General features: G+C 55.2%; 17 protein-coding genes. 15 read left to right on the forward strand and 2 right to left on the reverse strand.

Annotated elements, in window-relative coordinates:
- Positions 1-2 precede the first annotated feature (2 nt).
- The 7 genes from ACQY4Z_RS21885 to ACQY4Z_RS21915 all read left to right on the forward strand — a co-directional run bounded on the left by ACQY4Z_RS21885 (position 3) and on the right by ACQY4Z_RS21915 (position 6,747).
- Complete coding sequence (locus tag ACQY4Z_RS21885) at positions 3-461, forward strand: N-acetyltransferase family protein (protein ID WP_428524802.1); 459 nt, start codon at positions 3-5, stop codon at positions 459-461.
- Positions 458-1,630: an isovaleryl-CoA dehydrogenase gene (locus ACQY4Z_RS21890; protein ID WP_428524804.1), complete on the forward strand. Its 1,173-nt coding sequence runs from the start codon at positions 458-460 to the stop codon at positions 1,628-1,630. Before ACQY4Z_RS21885 ends, ACQY4Z_RS21890 begins: the two co-directional genes overlap by 4 nt.
- A gap of 181 nt (positions 1,631-1,811) precedes the next feature.
- Entirely contained in the window at positions 1,812-3,629 is a 1,818-nt protein-coding gene (locus ACQY4Z_RS21895; RefSeq protein ID WP_428524806.1) for an SLC13 family permease, read from the forward strand.
- Between the two features lie 280 nt (positions 3,630-3,909).
- Positions 3,910-4,269, forward strand: coding sequence for a YciI family protein (locus ACQY4Z_RS21900; RefSeq protein WP_428524808.1), 360 nt, complete (start codon positions 3,910-3,912; stop codon positions 4,267-4,269).
- Between the two features lie 31 nt (positions 4,270-4,300).
- On the forward strand, positions 4,301-5,539 hold the full coding sequence (locus ACQY4Z_RS21905; RefSeq protein WP_428524810.1) for an RNA polymerase sigma factor: 1,239 nt from the start codon (positions 4,301-4,303) through the stop codon (positions 5,537-5,539).
- A gap of 54 nt (positions 5,540-5,593) precedes the next feature.
- A complete protein-coding gene (locus tag ACQY4Z_RS21910) occupies positions 5,594-6,088 on the forward strand; it encodes an SET domain-containing protein (protein ID WP_428524812.1) in 495 nt (164 codons plus the stop codon).
- A gap of 152 nt (positions 6,089-6,240) precedes the next feature.
- Positions 6,241-6,747, forward strand: a complete 507-nt coding sequence (locus tag ACQY4Z_RS21915; RefSeq protein WP_428524814.1) for a hypothetical protein — start codon at positions 6,241-6,243, stop codon at positions 6,745-6,747.
- A gap of 142 nt (positions 6,748-6,889) precedes the next feature.
- On the opposite strand, the gene ACQY4Z_RS21920 is transcribed toward ACQY4Z_RS21915, so the two are convergent.
- Positions 6,890-7,789, reverse strand: coding sequence for a hypothetical protein (locus ACQY4Z_RS21920; RefSeq protein WP_428524816.1), 900 nt, complete (start codon positions 7,787-7,789; stop codon positions 6,890-6,892).
- Positions 7,790-7,964: 175 nt separating this feature from the next.
- Between ACQY4Z_RS21920 and ACQY4Z_RS21925 the strand changes: the two genes are divergently transcribed.
- Positions 7,965-8,654 (forward strand): SDR family NAD(P)-dependent oxidoreductase, encoded by a 690-nt coding sequence (locus ACQY4Z_RS21925; RefSeq protein ID WP_428524818.1) that lies wholly within the window; start codon positions 7,965-7,967, stop codon positions 8,652-8,654.
- Between the two features lie 38 nt (positions 8,655-8,692).
- On the opposite strand, the gene ACQY4Z_RS21930 is transcribed toward ACQY4Z_RS21925, so the two are convergent.
- Positions 8,693-9,100: a DMT family transporter gene (locus ACQY4Z_RS21930; RefSeq protein WP_428524820.1), complete on the reverse strand. Its 408-nt coding sequence runs from the start codon at positions 9,098-9,100 to the stop codon at positions 8,693-8,695.
- Positions 9,101-9,159: 59 nt separating this feature from the next.
- On the opposite strand from ACQY4Z_RS21930, the gene speB reads away from it, so the two are divergent.
- The 7 genes from speB to ACQY4Z_RS21965 all read left to right on the forward strand — a co-directional run bounded on the left by speB (position 9,160) and on the right by ACQY4Z_RS21965 (position 15,398).
- Positions 9,160-10,137: an agmatinase gene (gene speB, locus ACQY4Z_RS21935; RefSeq protein WP_428524822.1), complete on the forward strand. Its 978-nt coding sequence runs from the start codon at positions 9,160-9,162 to the stop codon at positions 10,135-10,137.
- Positions 10,134-10,520, forward strand: coding sequence for a cupin domain-containing protein (locus tag ACQY4Z_RS21940; protein ID WP_428524824.1), 387 nt, complete (start codon positions 10,134-10,136; stop codon positions 10,518-10,520). Before speB ends, ACQY4Z_RS21940 begins: the two co-directional genes overlap by 4 nt.
- 170 nt (positions 10,521-10,690) lie before the next feature.
- Positions 10,691-11,647, forward strand: a complete 957-nt coding sequence (locus ACQY4Z_RS21945; protein WP_428524826.1) for a TAXI family TRAP transporter solute-binding subunit — start codon at positions 10,691-10,693, stop codon at positions 11,645-11,647.
- A 62-nt stretch (positions 11,648-11,709) separates the two neighbouring features.
- Entirely contained in the window at positions 11,710-13,497 is a 1,788-nt protein-coding gene (locus ACQY4Z_RS21950) for a TRAP transporter permease (protein ID WP_428524828.1), read from the forward strand.
- 35 nt (positions 13,498-13,532) lie between these two features.
- Positions 13,533-13,967, forward strand: coding sequence for a hypothetical protein (locus tag ACQY4Z_RS21955; protein ID WP_428524830.1), 435 nt, complete (start codon positions 13,533-13,535; stop codon positions 13,965-13,967).
- Between the two features lie 30 nt (positions 13,968-13,997).
- The gene (locus ACQY4Z_RS21960; protein WP_428529638.1) at positions 13,998-14,402 is read left to right on the forward strand and encodes an ACT domain-containing protein; all 405 of its coding nucleotides are present in this window, start codon (positions 13,998-14,000) and stop codon (positions 14,400-14,402) included.
- A gap of 147 nt (positions 14,403-14,549) precedes the next feature.
- Positions 14,550-15,398 carry an adenylate/guanylate cyclase domain-containing protein gene (locus ACQY4Z_RS21965; RefSeq protein ID WP_428524832.1) on the forward strand — a complete coding sequence of 283 codons (849 nt, stop codon included), beginning with the start codon at positions 14,550-14,552 and terminating at the stop codon, positions 15,396-15,398.
- Positions 15,399-15,471 lie beyond the last annotated feature (73 nt).

The following is a 15,471-nucleotide window of genomic DNA, read 5'->3' on the forward strand; positions in this document are numbered from 1 at the left end:
ACATGACACCAGTTACGATCAGACCGATCGAGCGGGCGGACAAAGCCGCATGGCTGCCGCTGTGGCAGGCCTATCTGGCGTTCTACGAGCAGATCCTGTCTGACGAAGTTACCGACGGGCAGTTCGAGCGGTTGCTCTCAGATGGTTTTCATGACGGGCTGGTTGCTGAGCAGGACGGCAAGCTGGTTGGTTTCGTGCATTTTCTTGAGCACGCCTCGACCTGGTCGCTCACCCCGACCTGTTATCTCGAAGATCTTTATGTCGACAACGCTCAGCGCGGCGGCGGTGTTGGCCGCAAGTTGATTGAGGCCGTCTACGCAGCGGCTGAGCAAAGCGGCTGCAGCAATGTCTACTGGCACACACACGATCACAACACCGTTGCCCGGCAGCTTTATGACCGGGTCGGTATCCTGAGCAATTTCGTGCGCTACGAAAAGCGCAAATGGGAGGACAGCGTATGATCCGCAACGATTTTCCAAGCTTCAACTTCGACCTCGGCGAGACCGCCGACATGCTGCGCGACACCGTGCGGTCCTATTCTCAGGACCGCATCGCGCCGCTGGCTGAAAAGATTGACCGGGACGACTGGTTCCCGCGCGAGCTGTGGCCGGAAATGGGTGAACTGGGCTTGCACGGCATCACGGTTGAAGAAGAGTGGGGCGGTTCCGGCCTCGGCTATCTTGAACACTGCATTGCCATGGAAGAGGTCAGCCGGGCCTCGGCCTCGATCGGCCTGAGTTATGGGGCGCATTCGAACCTGTGCGTGAACCAGCTGCGCCGTTGGGGCAATGACGATCAGAAAAAACGCTATCTCGGCAAATTGGTGTCCGGTGAGCATCTCGGCGCGCTGGCCATGTCCGAGCCGGGGGCAGGGTCTGATGTAGTGTCGATGAAACTGCGCGCCGATAAAAAGGGCGACAAATACATCCTCAACGGCTCCAAGATGTGGATCACCAACGGTCCGTCCGCGGACACGATGATCATTTATGCCAAGACCGATATGGACGCGGGCCACAAAGGCATGACGGCCTTCCTGGTCGAGAAGGATTTCAAAGGTTTCTCCGTTGCCCAGAAGCTCGACAAGCTGGGTATGCGCGGATCTGAAACCGGGGAACTGGTCTTCCAGGATTGCGAAGTGCCGGAGGAAAACGTGCTCGGTGAAGTCGGCAAGGGCGTCAATGTCCTGATGTCCGGCCTCGATTACGAACGGGCGGTTCTGGCCGCCGGCGCAGTCGGCATCATGCAGGCCGCCATGGACGTGGTCATTCCTTACGTTCACGAGCGCGAGCAGTTCGGCAAGCCGATCGGCACCTTCCAGCTGGTCCAGGGCAAGATCGCGGACATGTATGTTTCCATGAACGCCTCCAAGGCCTATGTCTACGCGGTCGCAAAGGCCTGTGACCGGGGTGAAACCACCCGCGAAGACGCCGCCGGCGCGATCCTTTATGCGGCAGAAAACGCAACCAAGATGGCGCAGGATGCCATTCAGCTTCTCGGCGGCAACGGTTACATCAACGAGTACCCGACCGGACGGCTTTTGCGCGATGCCAAGCTTTATGAAATCGGCGCGGGCACCTCTGAAATCCGGCGCATGCTGATCGGCCGTGAGATCTTTTCAAAGACAGCGTGATTGTTTGATCGCTTAGACCACACCAAATTGCCCCGGCATTGTTTACCGGGGCTTTTTTGTTTTCTTTGCAGTCAAGTCAGCCTTTTGTGTCGCTGCGGGATTTGCGGGAAGCTCCAGTGGCTGACTGCACATAAAGCAATTATGATTACGCTTGATTTGATCTATCCGAGGATTGTTCAGCTTGAATTCTGACATTGGTTTTGTGTTTGCTTTGATCGGTGTCGCTGCGGTGCTGATGGCCAGCAACCGGGTTCGATATGATCTGGTTGCCCTGATTGTTGTTTTGGGGTTGATTCTTGGAAACATTCTTTCTGTCGGAGAAGCTCTTTCAGGCTTCGGCAGCTCAGTGGTCATTCTCGTAGCCGGACTTCTGATTGTTGGAGAAATGCTTCAGCGAACGGGCGTTGCGCGTTCCGTCGGGGATCTCATCCTCAAGCATGGCGGTACCAACGAAACCCAGTTGTTGATCCTCCTTATGGTCAGTGCGGGATTTCTCGGCAGTGTGATGAGTTCCACTGCGGTGGTGGCAATCTTCATTCCGATTGTCCTGCGCATAGCCGCTGAAACAGGCCTAGACAAATCGCGTTTGCTATTGCCGATGTCCTATGCGGCCTTGATCAGCGGTATGCTCACGCTAATTGCAACAACGCCAAATCTCGTTGTTAGCGATGAGCTGGTGGCGCAGGGCTATGCGGCACTCGGCTTTTTTTCGTTTTTCCCGATTGGTGTTCTGATTCTGGGCGTAACAATCGTGTACATGCTGGTGTGGGGGCGCAGTCAGTTGGGCGCGAAGACAACCGCTGCGCCTGTGAAACGCAAACGCAAGAGCCGAGCCGCCGCTGAGCTCTGGACAGCTTACAATATTCAGGGCGAGGTCTATGATTTCTGGGTCGGAGGCCCGGTGCCACTCGAAGACGTGCGCGCCTTGAAAGCCAAAGGGGCAATCTTTGAGGCAAGGCGCAGGCGCGCCAGAGACCGGGAGCGCGAAACCGTTCTGTTCCGCGATGGTATGGAGCTTCAACGCGATGATCTCGTCCTGGTGCGTGGTCCAAAGGATGTCCTCGAAGAGATCGCTTCCAGGTCCGATTTTACCCGCAGATCGGCGATCGGAGCGAGAGCCGAAGATTGGCAGGACAGTCTCGGTATAGCCGATGTCATGGTGCACCCCGAAGCCTCCATACTGGGAGAGACGCCTTCACAAGCGCTCGCACACGAGACACCGGAGCTAGAGTGTTTGGGCATTCTTCGTAGTGGGGAACCGATATCCGTTGACAATTCGACAGTGGTACAAGCTGGGGATCGCATGCTGGTTCTCGGTCCTTGGGACGAACTTGAGCAGCTGGTGGAGATGCCGGATGACTTTGTTCTTTTGACCTATCCGAAAGAGCGGGAAAATGTGGTCCCGATGCTATCTAAGTTCGGCGTTGCCATCGCCATTCTGCTCGGAATGGTGGTTTTAAGTGCTCTGAACATCGTACCGGTCACTGTGGCGGTGCTTTTGGCGGCAGTTGCAGCGATCCTGTTTCGAACCATGAGTGCGGAGCAGGCCTATGCATCGATCAGCCTGCCAACGATTGTTTTGATTGCGGGAATGCTTCCGTTAGCGAATGCGCTTGAGACAACGGGTGGCTCTGCGATGATTGTCGATCACCTTCTGGGCGTCGTCGGGGAGGCCAATCCTCGTGTCATGATGGCGGCTCTCTTTCTGTTGACGGCGGCGCTCGGGCTCGTGCTGTCCAATACGGCCTCCGCGGTTTTGGTTGCGCCCATAGCTATCACGGCTGCTGAAGCAATGGGTGTATCACCATACCCTTTGGCGATCAGTGTTCTGATCGCTGCTTCGGCTGCATTCTCGACACCGGTTTCGACGCCTGTTGTGACACTTGTTGTTACTCCCGGCGGCTACGCGTTTTCCGATTTCCTAAAACTTGGTGTCCCTCTGACGTTGGTCGTTGGTTTGGTCACGGTTCTCGTAACGCCTTTCCTGTTTCCGTATTGAACGCCATTGCGGATCCGCACAGCAAAAAATTCAAATTATTCTCAGTGGATGTCGAAAAAGACAGACGTCGAACGTCAGTAGTGTGTCGAAACCTAAAACTGGTGTTTTGAGAGGAGCTTTTAACGGATCGGGATGGGTGTGACGTGTTCACTTCCTCCGATCGGCTCAAGGATGCCTTGGGAGCAAGCGTCTTGCGATTTGGTCGGAAAAGAACAAGTCTGCTCGCGGCCCGATTTTGGATTTTGACAGTTTTTGACACTGAAGAAACGAGGATTTCAGTATGAAATACATGATGTTGATCTATGCAGACCCCGCCCGCGAGCCGGTTTATGGCACTCCCGAATTTGAAAAAATGATGGCCGGCTATTTTGCCTTGAGTGAAAAACTGACGGCAGACGGTGTCATGCTGGCAGGCGAGGGGCTGAAAGAAGCCGAGACTGCCAAAGCGCTGCGTGTGCGCGGCGGAAAAGTGGAAACCATGGATGGACCGTTTGCGGAGACCAAGGAGCACCTTGGCGGGTTTTATCTCATCGACGTTCCGGATCTTGATGCGGCCCTTGATTATGCCGCTCAGATCCCGAGCGCGGAATACGGGACGGTCGAAGTACGGCCAGTGATGGACTATCCTGACGCTGACTGACGGTCGTGTCCTAAACCATCTGGAAGGTTCCATGACCGCCTCCGCTTCAAATGCCATCGCAGTTACCAAAGTCCTGGGTGGCCTCGCCCGGGACGAGCGGGGGCGGTTATTATCTATCCTCATTGGCAAATTGCGGGATTTTCAACTCGCCGAAGACGTCCTCCAGGATGCCATGGTGTCCGCAGTCTCTCACTGGGGGCGCAATGGTCTGCCTCAATCTCCCCAGGCCTGGCTCCTGAACGTTGCCTATCGAAAGGCAATTGATCGCATCAGGCGCAAGCAAACAGTCGATCGTGCCGAGACGGACCTTTCCATGATGATGGATGAGGTGTCCGGGCTTGAGGAAAACGATGATATCCCGGATGAGCGATTGCGCCTGATCTTCACCTGCTGTCATCCGGTGCTGGAAACCAAATCCCAAATGGCGCTGACGCTTCGCACTTTGGGCGGGCTGACGACTGGGGAAATCGCGCGCGCTTTCCTGGACCGGGAGACCACCATGGGACAGCGGTTGTCCCGTGCGAAAGCGAAGCTAGGCGGGGCAGGTATCTCGTATGAAGTGCCGGGTCCCGAGCAATGGGCAGAACGGCTCGATGCCGTTTTGGGTGTGGTCTATCTAATCTTCACAACAGGATTATCTGCACCTGAAGACGATCAACGCGGTCTCGCACACGAAGCTATCTTCCTATGCAACATATTGAACAAACTTCGGCCTGGTGACCCGGAGATCGAAGGGTGCCTTGCGCTTTTGACACTCAACTATGCGCGACGTGGCGCACGGTTTGACGGCGAAGGAGCGCGCGTTGCCTTTCTCGATCAGGACCGGGGGCTCTGGAAGTCGGCAGAACTGCAAGACGGCATCTCGCTGGTCGAAACTGCCCTGGCGCGCCGAAAACTTGGGCCTTACCAAATCAAAGCGGCGATTGCCGCCTGCCATTGTGAAGGCGCATCACCAGACTGGGCGCAAATCCTGTTGCTTTATGACGAGTTGCTGGTTTTCGAGCCGACGGATGTGGTCCGCTTGAACCGTGCGGTGGCATTGGCAGAGATCGGCGCCCTCGACGAGGCACTGGAGCTGATTGCGGCGTTGGAGCCGGATCTCTCTGACTATCAGCCTCTTTATGCCGCCAAGGCGGAACTGCTTTACCGCGCGGGACACCTCGGCAAGGCGCACTCGGCCTATGCAAAGGCAATCGCATTGGCACAGGCGAAAGCAGACCGGTTGTTTCTGGAACACCGGGCAAGGCGGTGTGTTAGTGAGAGCTCATGACCAGATGATATCGGTCAGTTTCGCCAAACGATTTTTGAAGGAATTCTGGCACAAATGACGATGACCTGGTTTTCGCCAAAGGTGGAAAAGCGACGCAGCAGAATTGAAGGGCGCGGTCTTTTTGCCATTGCGCCAATCAGCAACGGTGAGCTGGTTGTCGTCAAAGGCGGTCATGTGTTTGATCGTGCAAGGCGCGACGAACTTGCAAGGAGTTTGGGACCGGCAGAGATCCAGATCGGCGACGACCTGTTTATTGGGCCGGTTTCAGCCGAGGAGCGCGAAGGTTCGATGATGCACCTCAATCATTCTTGTGAGCCGAATCTCGGAATCCGGGGCCAGATTGCGTTTCATGCGATGCGGGATATCAAGGAAGGTGAAGAACTCAGCTTTGACTATGCAACGGGCGATGACGATGACTGGGAAATGGAATGCGCTTGCGGCACTGATCGCTGCCGTGGACTTATCACCGGACAGGACTGGCGCCGTGCGGAACTGCAGGTTCGGTATGCTGGTTGGTTCTCGGATTACATGGCACGGAAAGTTACATAAAATATAGATTTATTTTGTTTGATTACCTTTCAATAAGATCATGGTTTCCTGTAGTAAATTTAATGATTAAACATTTGAAATAATTATTGAATATATGAACGGGTGGTCGCATCTCCAGTGCATTGGACGGCACAAACTCATGGAGGAATGACATGCCCCTGAAAAAAACACTCATCACAGCAACACTCGCCACCGCAGCATTGGGAATTGGCAGTGCACACGCACTTGAACAATGCCAACCATTTTCGGTTACAGCGCCGATGAATGAACACCGGATCGTCAAGGTGGTAAAACACGGATCCGATACGCCGTTGCCCGGCGATCTTCGGATCGGTCACAGCGATCTTGTCGACAACAACGGCAACGCGGTCGGCTCAGTTGAATGGGAAACCCGGGTCCTCGGTGAAGATGATGCAGGTCAGGTCCGGCTGGCGTCCGATGTTGTGCTGAGCTTTGAAAACGGCAATCTCTATGCCCGCTCGGGAGCTTACACGGTCGATAAACCGGTTCATTCACCGGAAACCCGCACGATCGCCAATGACCAGACCCGAGACGTGCTCGGCGGATCGGGCGTGTTCGAAGATGCCAATGGCAAGATCACCTTTTCCATGCAGGAAAATGGTGACGCCAAACTCAATGTGAACATCACCTGCACCTGATGTCTCAAGGCATATCGGATAGGGATATTTACTTGCGATAGTGTGAAGCAGAACGCCAAGGTTCTTAATGCCCCAGTAAAATCTTGCTGGGGCATTCCATATTCAAAATATCAGGTGTTTTCGTAGACAATTTCCAAACGTCTTAAGACGTCCCCCGACGGCCAAAACCGCTTCTCTTTTGTCTGGGAAATTGATTGGTTGGTCGAGGTTGAGGATCGGATGCAGCGGGTGAAATGCCCGCAGTGTCAAACCGGCGATCTCTTTGGCTTTTTTCAGGCATGAAGTTTGCCAGAAGGCCGCAAATCGCCAAGTAGAGCATTCCCAATCTCCAAATGAAGGCCCATAAGACGCTGTATATGCTGGGGACTCTATTCGCTGGATAAACTTGTTTGGGTCTCCCAGGCACGTATGCGATTTTTATGTCCGGGTGATGGGTCAAATTTTGGGCAAATGCTTCTCTGGCTTCAAATTCCCCAAATTCTGTTTTGCCTTCGAGGGTGGTGTATTCAATTCGGACTCTCGAAAGTTCGTGTTCATTACTCCCGGTGTTTTCGCTATGCCAGACTTTGACGGCCTTCCCGTCAGTTTCCTTTGAATGTAACGCCCAGGAGAATGTCTCTGGGGCATCGATCACACCAAAAATCAGAGCCGGTGCGGTTATAAGAACGCCAAAACCATATATCGCGGTGCTTCCCCAAAGTTCTGCTTCACTTTTAGGTCTTTGCGCCGCTTCTGGTAGGCCCATTTGTATTCTTCGGATCATGAGCCTGACGCCAAACCCGAAAAGGAAAACGCCCGGTATGATTAATATTAGCGGCAGAAACCCAATGAGGAAAAAGACTTTTTCAGCTATTTCGAAATACCCGGTATGACCACTCAGTGCACTAGCCAGTTCGAGTACGGCTCTTTTTTCCGCGAAGTCGCTGTAGTCACGATATGCTCCATAAATCTGAAGTACCGAATAACCGGTCATTGCAAAGCCGATTAGCGTGACCAAACCGCCCAACGAGAGACTGATAATCAGACGAAGGAATCTTTCCATGACAATTTCACTTTGTGAGCAATGGTTGTGGTTCTGACTAGGAAAAATATTTTAAGTTGAAGTTAAGCGGTTCATTCAACTCCGAACGATCATCTTGCCACGTGAAATTGCCGTAATTGCCACAAATCCCGATCGGCCGTTGTTGCGTAACGACATAAACGCAACAGGACGATCTATGGGTACTTTGGCAATTGTGATTGGGGCAACGGGCGGTATCGGGTCCGCTTTGGTGCGGGTGCTCGATGAAACCGGGCCTTATGACCGCGTGGTTGGCCTTTCCCGCAGAACACATCCCGGTTTGGATTTGCTCGACGAGACCAGCATTCAAGCCGCTGCCAAATGGGTTGCCGGGCAGGGGGATGATCTGCGGCTCGTTTTTGATGCAACTGGAGCTTTGACGCTCGGCGATCGCAAGCCGGAAAAGAGCCTTCGGGAGCTGGACCCCCAAGCGCTTGCAGAATCTTATGCCATCAACGCCATCGGTCCGGCGCTCTTGATGAAGTATTTCCTTCCGCTCCTGCCCAAGGAAGGCAAAAGCGTCTTTGCAACACTGTCGGCGCGGGTTGGATCCATTTCAGACAACAATCTGGGGGGCTGGTACGGCTACCGGGCATCGAAAGCGGCCCTTAATCAGCTTGTGCGGACCGCGTCCATTGAGCTCGCGCGGCGCAAACCGCAAGCGGCCTGTGTGGCGCTGCATCCTGGAACCGTGCGGACACCTTTGACCGAAGGGTTTGCCAAATCGGGTCTGGAGGTGCAGGCGCCCGAAAAGGCCGCCGAACGCCTGCTGTCGGTGATCAATGGCCTGACACCGGCTGAGACCGGCGGCTATTTTGATCACATGGGTGAACGGATCGAGTGGTAGCCCACACCGATCCGGTCTTTCTGTTGCTGGCGGTGTGATCAAGACAGTTTCATGGTCACCATGCCAGCGACGATCAGCAGTGCGGCGATCAGCCGTTGCGGGGTGATTGCTTCGCCAAGGACCCAGACACCGACAGCAAAAGCGCCAATCGCACCAATCCCGGTCCAGATCATGTAAGCCGTTCCGAGCGGCAAGCTGCGCATCGAAACTGCAAGTAGGCCGAAAGAGCCGGCCATGGCGACCGCCATAACGAGGGTTGGCAAGAGGCGACTGAAGCCGTGCGACTGTTTCATCGCATACGCCCATATGATTTCCAAAAGGCCGGCCAATAACAACAAGACCCAAGCCATGTTTGTCTCCATGCTCGGGTCGTCCCGGATTGATTTTTTAGGGAATACGCGGACGTCCGCGTGACCGACAAATAAGAAGTCCCTTGACGGGTTCAAGTCTGGTTATGTTCAATCAGACACCTTTTGCTCCAGCCGTCTCGCCTTGGGAGTTGTTCATGTCAGATCCGTTCTTTCAGCCCGTTTCCGGGTTTGACCTGCCGCGCTTTGCCGGTGTGCCGACATTCATGCGGCTGCCGCATGTCGAACTCGACAGTCCCCGGCTGGCAGACGTGGATATAGGGCTGATCGGGGCGCCATGGGATGGCGGCACGACCAACAGGCCGGGGCCGCGCCACGGTCCGCGGCAGCTCCGGGATGCCTCGACAATGATCCGGGCCCAAAACGGGGACACCGGAGTCCGGCCGTTTGAACTGGTCAATTGCGCGGATCTTGGTGATGTCGGCCCCAACCCGGCAAGCGTTGACGACAGCCTTCACCGCATGACTGCGTTCTATGATGACGTTCTGGAGGCGGGTGTTGTACCGCTGACAGCGGGTGGTGATCACCTGTGTTCCCTGCCGATACTCCGAGCAATTGCAAACAAGCACGGCCCGGTTGGGATGATCCATTTCGACAGCCATACGGATCTGTTCAAGAGCTATTTCGGCGGCATGCAATACACCCACGGAACGCCCTTCCGGCGCGCGGTCGAGGAGGGGCTGCTGGATTCCAAACGGGTCGTGCAGATCGGAATCCGGGGTACGGCCTATGATTTTGAAGACCGCGACTTTGCCGAAAGTGTCGGCATTCGGGTGATTGCCATCGAGGAGTATTTCGCCCGCGGGGTGCAGGATGTCCTGGCGGAGGCAAAGGAGATCGCCGGTCAAGGCGCGACCTATGTCTCCTACGACATCGATTTTGTCGATCCGGCGTTTGCACCAGGCACCGGCACTCCGGAAGTGGGCGGGCCGAACTCATTTGAAGCGCTGCAAGTCGCGCGCATGCTCGACGGGGTCAATATTGTCGGAGCGGATCTTGTTGAAGTGTCGCCACCATTCGATCAAAGCGGCGGAACGGCCTTCTTGGGCGTGTCGATCATGTTCGAACTCTTGTGCAATATGGCCTTGAACCTGAAAGGCCAGGAGGGCCAATGAAAACCACAACGTTGGCTGATAAGCCCGATGCCATGTCGCCTGCAGGTGCCGAGATCCGCTTCATCATGGATGGCGAGACCGGCAACATGATCCACAGCACTGTTCCATCCGGGCAGATCAACAAGCCAACGCGCCACAAAACGGTGAGTGAGTTCTGGCATGTGCTGGAGGGACGCGGTCAAATCTGGCGTGCCAGGGATGGGCGTGAAGAGACGGTGGTTTTGGAAGCTGGAGTGTCGATCGACATTCCGGTTGGGACAGCGTTTCAATACCGCTGCGACGGCGAACAGCCGCTGAAATTCATTTGTATCTCCATGCCGCCATGGCCGGGAGACTCAGAAGCCGAGCCTGTCAAAGGAATTTGGGAGCCGACCATCGCCTGAACGGCCTTGGACTGCCGGATAATTTCCGGCTTGGGCTTCTGATGTTTATTGGACGTTTTATGGTCAAGCTGATCCGGTTTGAACAACCGACGTACCATTTCTGCTTGTAATAGCATTGCGCCTTGGATGCGCTCCCAATAACGTTGATCAAAACCATAGGGAGCGAACGCATGAAAACCAGTCTTTTGAAACTGGCCATTGGCCTGTCTTTGTCGTTTGGTGCTGTTCAAGCACAAGCGGAAACGCGCATCACTTACAAGTCGGCGAAGTCCACCTCGTCCTACTACCAAATGGGCGTTCAGATCGCAGAAGCGGTCAAGGAAGGCAGCAATGGCGATATCATCGTCACCGTTGAAGAAAGCCAGGGCTCTGTTCAAAACGTGATGGAAGCCCGCGCGCGCGGCGGAGACTATGTCTTCACGACGCCACCGGTGCTCGTGAGGCTTGCCCAGGGCGGCAAAGCCATGTTCGAGGGCAAGGGCGATCCGAAATTTGACGAGATCCGCGCCCTTTTTCCGATCCCTTCGCTGACCATGCACTTTGTCATGTCCGAAAACAGCGGTGTGACCGATTTTGCAGGTATGGAAGGCAAAACCATCCTGCTCGGCAAAGGCTCTTTTGGGGCGCGTGAAGGTGAAAAGTACCTCAAGCTCTTCGGCCTGGAAGGCAAGGTCGATCTTGCCGAGGTTGAACTGTCCAACGCGGTTGCAGCGCTGAAGAATGGCCAAATCGATGGATTTGTAACCGCCGGATCCTGGCCGGCGCCGAACGTCATTGAAGCAGCTGCATCGACCGGAGTGAATGTCATTTCATTGTCTGATGATCAGATCGCGCAATCCAAGCGGGCCAAGCTGGTCATTCCAGCCGGCACCTATGCCGGACAGAGCGAGGACATCACCACGACATCCTTGCCGGTGGTCGCCTTCACCACGACTGCGATGGACGACGACACGGCCTACGCCCTGACCAAGACTTTCTGGGAGCAGAAGGCGAAGATGGGTGAGGGTGCAGCTTGGTGGAACGGCGTTGACCAGGGCCTGATGGAAAATATCACCGGCAAAATCCACCCAGGTGCCGTCCGATATTACCAGGAAGCGGGCATCGATCTCACGGATGCTCAAAAGTAACTCAATTGTCTCCCGGTCCGGCGCTCATTTGGCGCCGGATCTCTCTTTTTTGAACAGTTTCCATGATCAGCACTGACACCCCGACGTCGCCTGTCTGGCGATCCCTCATGCTTTGCCTTGCCGTTGTCCTCGTGGTGTTTCACCTCGGACTTATCTTTTCCGGCCTGGTGCCGAACCTTGTCAGCCGGCCGCTGCACCTGGCTTTGGCCTTGCCGTGGATTTTCCTGTTCGTTGAAGGCGGACTGCTCAAGCGTGCAAGCGGCGCTTTATTTTGTGTCCTCGGTGTCGCTGCATGCCTTTGGGTGGCAATCAATCAGGACATGTTGTCCGATCAATACGGCTTTCTGGAAGGCTCTTTTCAGTATTGGCTGGCGGCACTTCTTTTGATCGTGGTTTTGGAGGGTGCCCGCCGGGCGATCGGCTGGCCACTGCCGATCGTGGCAGCGCTCGCGCTGGCTTATGGTTTGCTCGGGCAACACATTCCAGGTGAATTCGGACATTCCGGAACACCTTTGGCAAGCTTTCTTGGAACCCTCACCATCGCAGAAGGTGGGATCTGGGGCAGCCTGACCGGGGTGTCGGTCAATGTGGTTGCGATCTTTGTGATCTTCGGGGCGGTCTTGAATGCCGGGGAAGCGGGCCAAGGCTTCATGAATCTGGCAGCGGCCGCCGCGGGCCGTCTCAGGGGCGGTGCGGCGAAGGTGTCCGTGCTGTCTTCGGCCCTTTTTGGGTCCATCTCCGGTTCGGCGTCGGCGAATGTCGCTTCAACCGGCGCAATCACTCTGCCGGCGATGACCCGGCTGGGATACCCCAAACGTTTGGCTGGCGCTGTTGAGGCTGTTGCGTCTTCTGGTGGCCAGATCATGCCGCCGCTGATGGGGGCAGGCGCCTTTGTCATGGTCGAACTGACCCGGGTGCCGTACACGCAGATCATGATGGCCGCGCTGTTGCCAGCGATCCTCTACTTTTTCGCGGTCTGGATCGGGATCAACGCCTATGCCCGTCATCATGATCTGAAAGCCGTTGCGAAGGAGGATCAGCCACCGGTCCGCCAGGTGCTCATCACCTCGGCTTTCTTCATGGTGCCGTTTGCGGTGCTGCTTTACGGAATGTTTGGTGCGAAATACACCCCGCAATATGCGGCCTGCCTCGCCATTCTGGCAGGCTTTGTCCTTCTGTTTTTTACTGCGAAAGGTGTGGCTTCGGGCAAGGAGGTCCTCGGTCGGTTGGAAAGCGCCTTTTTAAATGCAGCGCGCCAAGTCTCCGTCATCGCCTCGATCATCATCTGCGCCTCGATCATCATCGGTGTTCTCGCGATTACCGGGCTCGGGGTGAAGATCACCTCGTTGATCCTTTCCGGGTCTGGGGGGTATTTGTGGCCGGCGCTATTGCTGACAGGCATTGCCTGTCTGGTTTTGGGCATGGAAGTTCCAACGACAGCGGCTTACGTCATCTGTGTCTCCGTCGCTGGACCAGCCCTCATCGAGCAAGGCCTTGAGCCGCTTCAGGCGCATTTGTTTGTGTTCTGGTTCGCGCTGATTTCTACCATCACGCCCCCAGTCTGTGGGGCGGTTTTCATTGCAGCCGGGATGATCGGCGAAAACTGGTTGAAAGTGGCCTTCACGGCGATGGCGCTGGGCATCGGGCTCTACGTCATTCCCTTGGCGATGATCGCCAACCCGTCGGTGATTGCCCTGTCGGAAGCGCCAACTTTCGCGATGTTGGCTGCGGCCAAGATCGGGCTCGGTCTCGCCCTGATTTCCTTTGGCGTGATCGGGTTCACAAAACCGCTGCAGAAGCTGTTGGCCATCGGCAGTGGTCTGCTTGTTGTGTTTTTAGCCGGTGTTTAGTCTCGGGCTTTGGAAGTTTGTGGCAGGGGAAACAGGTGACCGCACATGAAGAGTTTGCCCTCTGGCGGATAATGAAAGGGTATTTTTGTGGATGCGTCACAGCAGCAATACTATTGTTGATTTTTCTATTATTGCTATCTGGCTATTTCTCAGAGGCAACTGACCGGCCAGCTGGTTCGATATTCGTTGTCTTCATGGTGACACTTGTTTTGGTATTCTTTGCTTACGCTCTGAGTATTTTGCCCGTCACCCTCATTCTCATAACAGCAGAGATGTTTCACATTCAACATTGGATCTTTTACACGTTGTCCGGTGCTCTTATAGGTTTTTGGATCACCATAGTGATAGACGGCCAAGTGTATTCTCTGTTTGATCTTGCGTCGTTTATGAGCGCGGGTGCGCTCGCCGGTTTGGTTTATTGGCATGTTGCAGGCCGGCATGCGGGGCGGGGAAGATGGCCACGATTCTAGAAATTCAGTTGATTGATAGAAATGAAAATCATGACTGGTGAGACCGATCTTCAAAACCTGATCTCCCATATGCGGCCGATGCTTGATCCCGAGCCGTATGTGTTCTGCACGTTCGCAACCAAGAGCCTCGTTGAACTCGCGGAGTACGAACCGATCGGTCTTTTTTCCGAAACGGAAGGCATGACAGCCATACTTCCGTTGGAGCGGGCGCGGGAACTCGGACTGGCAGAGGCAGAATGGTTCCGTAGGATTACACTCACGGTGCATTCGTCGCTCGAGGCAGTTGGATTGACGGCTGCTGTTTCCAAAGCCTTGGCGGAAAACGGCATACCGGCAAACGTGGTCGCGGCGTTTTTTCACGACCATGTTTTTGTTCCTGAAGAACGGGCCGAAGATGCGCTGAACGCTTTGAGAACGCTGGCTGAAACGCAATAAGATACTGCGACCGGAACTCATCTGACGGTTGGCATTGCGACAATTGACAAAGGTTTTTCCTTGCAATTCCAGCCAAAGATTCCCATTCCTAACTCAGGTGCCAGTCACAAGTTTGTTATCGGCTGCCGGGCAATCAGGGGTAGATGGATGGAACGGGCGAAGCGCCGTTTGGCCGCGATCATGTGTGCAGATGTTGCACACTATTCCAGGCTTATGGAGCAGGATGAAGACGGCACGCTCAATCGTCTTAAAACCTACCGCAGCATTATGTCGTCCCTCACAGCCCGCCATAACGGGCGCATCGTCAATACATGGGGCGATGCGGTCATCGTGGAGTTTTCATCCGTAATTGAGGCGGTCCAATGCGCCGTCGAAATCCAGAACGAGCTGTCTCATAAGAACGCCGAGTTGCCGGACGCGACCCGCATGGAGTTCCGGATCGGGTTGAACCTCGGCGATATCATGATTGAGGGCGATGACATCTATGGTGATGGCGTGAACGTCGCCGCGCGGCTGCAGGAACTGGCCCCAAGGGGCGGCATCATGCTGTCGCAATCGGTTTACGATCAGGTCCGCACAAAACTGGCGCTCGGTTTCGAACCCCTTGGTCCAAAGCAGGTCAAGAACGTCTCCGAGCCAGTGCAGACGTTCTCTGTGCGCTTGGGCGGCCGGAACTCTCCTGAGACCGCTGGATCTAAAGAGGACGATTTGCAGGGCTCTGCTGAACCCAACAGTCGTGGCAATTGGGAAAAAGACACGCAGGCGGTGGCGAACGGATTTGAACAGGCGCGCCGGTGGATACGGTCCCAGCCGAGACGGGTCCAGTCCTGCGTTTTCATGATCGGCTTCTTCTTCGTCCTCAATTTGCTGACGTCGGGGCTGTCGACTCTGTGGTTTGTCTGGCCGTCTTTGCCATTCGGGATGATGCTGGCCTGGCATCTGATCGCGGGGCGTCGTGGCAACAAACTCCCCATTCATCCACACCGGCCGGATTGAAAAGCGTCTTTGTGAGCATATGTTGCCGGTCTGATAACTCTTTTCGGCTTAAGAACGCTGACAAGATTTGCGA

Source organism: Roseibium sp. (assembly GCF_965276855.1).
In the GTDB taxonomy this organism is placed as follows: Bacteria; Pseudomonadota; Alphaproteobacteria; order Rhizobiales; family Stappiaceae; genus Roseibium.

Coding starts and splice junctions, on each gene's coding strand:
- ACQY4Z_RS21960 (WP_428529638.1), top strand. CDS start 13,998: ATGACTGGTGAGACCGATCTTCAAAACCTGATCTCCCATATGCGGCCG.
- ACQY4Z_RS21900 (WP_428524808.1), top strand. CDS start 3,910: ATGAAATACATGATGTTGATCTATGCAGACCCCGCCCGCGAGCCGGTT.
- ACQY4Z_RS21920 (WP_428524816.1), bottom strand. CDS start 7,789: ATGGAAAGATTCCTTCGTCTGATTATCAGTCTCTCGTTGGGCGGTTTG.
- ACQY4Z_RS21890 (WP_428524804.1), top strand. CDS start 458: ATGATCCGCAACGATTTTCCAAGCTTCAACTTCGACCTCGGCGAGACC.
- ACQY4Z_RS21915 (WP_428524814.1), top strand. CDS start 6,241: ATGCCCCTGAAAAAAACACTCATCACAGCAACACTCGCCACCGCAGCA.
- ACQY4Z_RS21940 (WP_428524824.1), top strand. CDS start 10,134: ATGAAAACCACAACGTTGGCTGATAAGCCCGATGCCATGTCGCCTGCA.
- ACQY4Z_RS21910 (WP_428524812.1), top strand. CDS start 5,594: ATGACGATGACCTGGTTTTCGCCAAAGGTGGAAAAGCGACGCAGCAGA.
- ACQY4Z_RS21925 (WP_428524818.1), top strand. CDS start 7,965: ATGGGTACTTTGGCAATTGTGATTGGGGCAACGGGCGGTATCGGGTCC.
- ACQY4Z_RS21885 (WP_428524802.1), top strand. CDS start 3: ATGACACCAGTTACGATCAGACCGATCGAGCGGGCGGACAAAGCCGCA.
- ACQY4Z_RS21965 (WP_428524832.1), top strand. CDS start 14,550: ATGGAACGGGCGAAGCGCCGTTTGGCCGCGATCATGTGTGCAGATGTT.
- ACQY4Z_RS21905 (WP_428524810.1), top strand. CDS start 4,301: ATGACCGCCTCCGCTTCAAATGCCATCGCAGTTACCAAAGTCCTGGGT.
- ACQY4Z_RS21945 (WP_428524826.1), top strand. CDS start 10,691: ATGAAAACCAGTCTTTTGAAACTGGCCATTGGCCTGTCTTTGTCGTTT.
- speB (WP_428524822.1), top strand. CDS start 9,160: ATGTCAGATCCGTTCTTTCAGCCCGTTTCCGGGTTTGACCTGCCGCGC.
- ACQY4Z_RS21950 (WP_428524828.1), top strand. CDS start 11,710: ATGATCAGCACTGACACCCCGACGTCGCCTGTCTGGCGATCCCTCATG.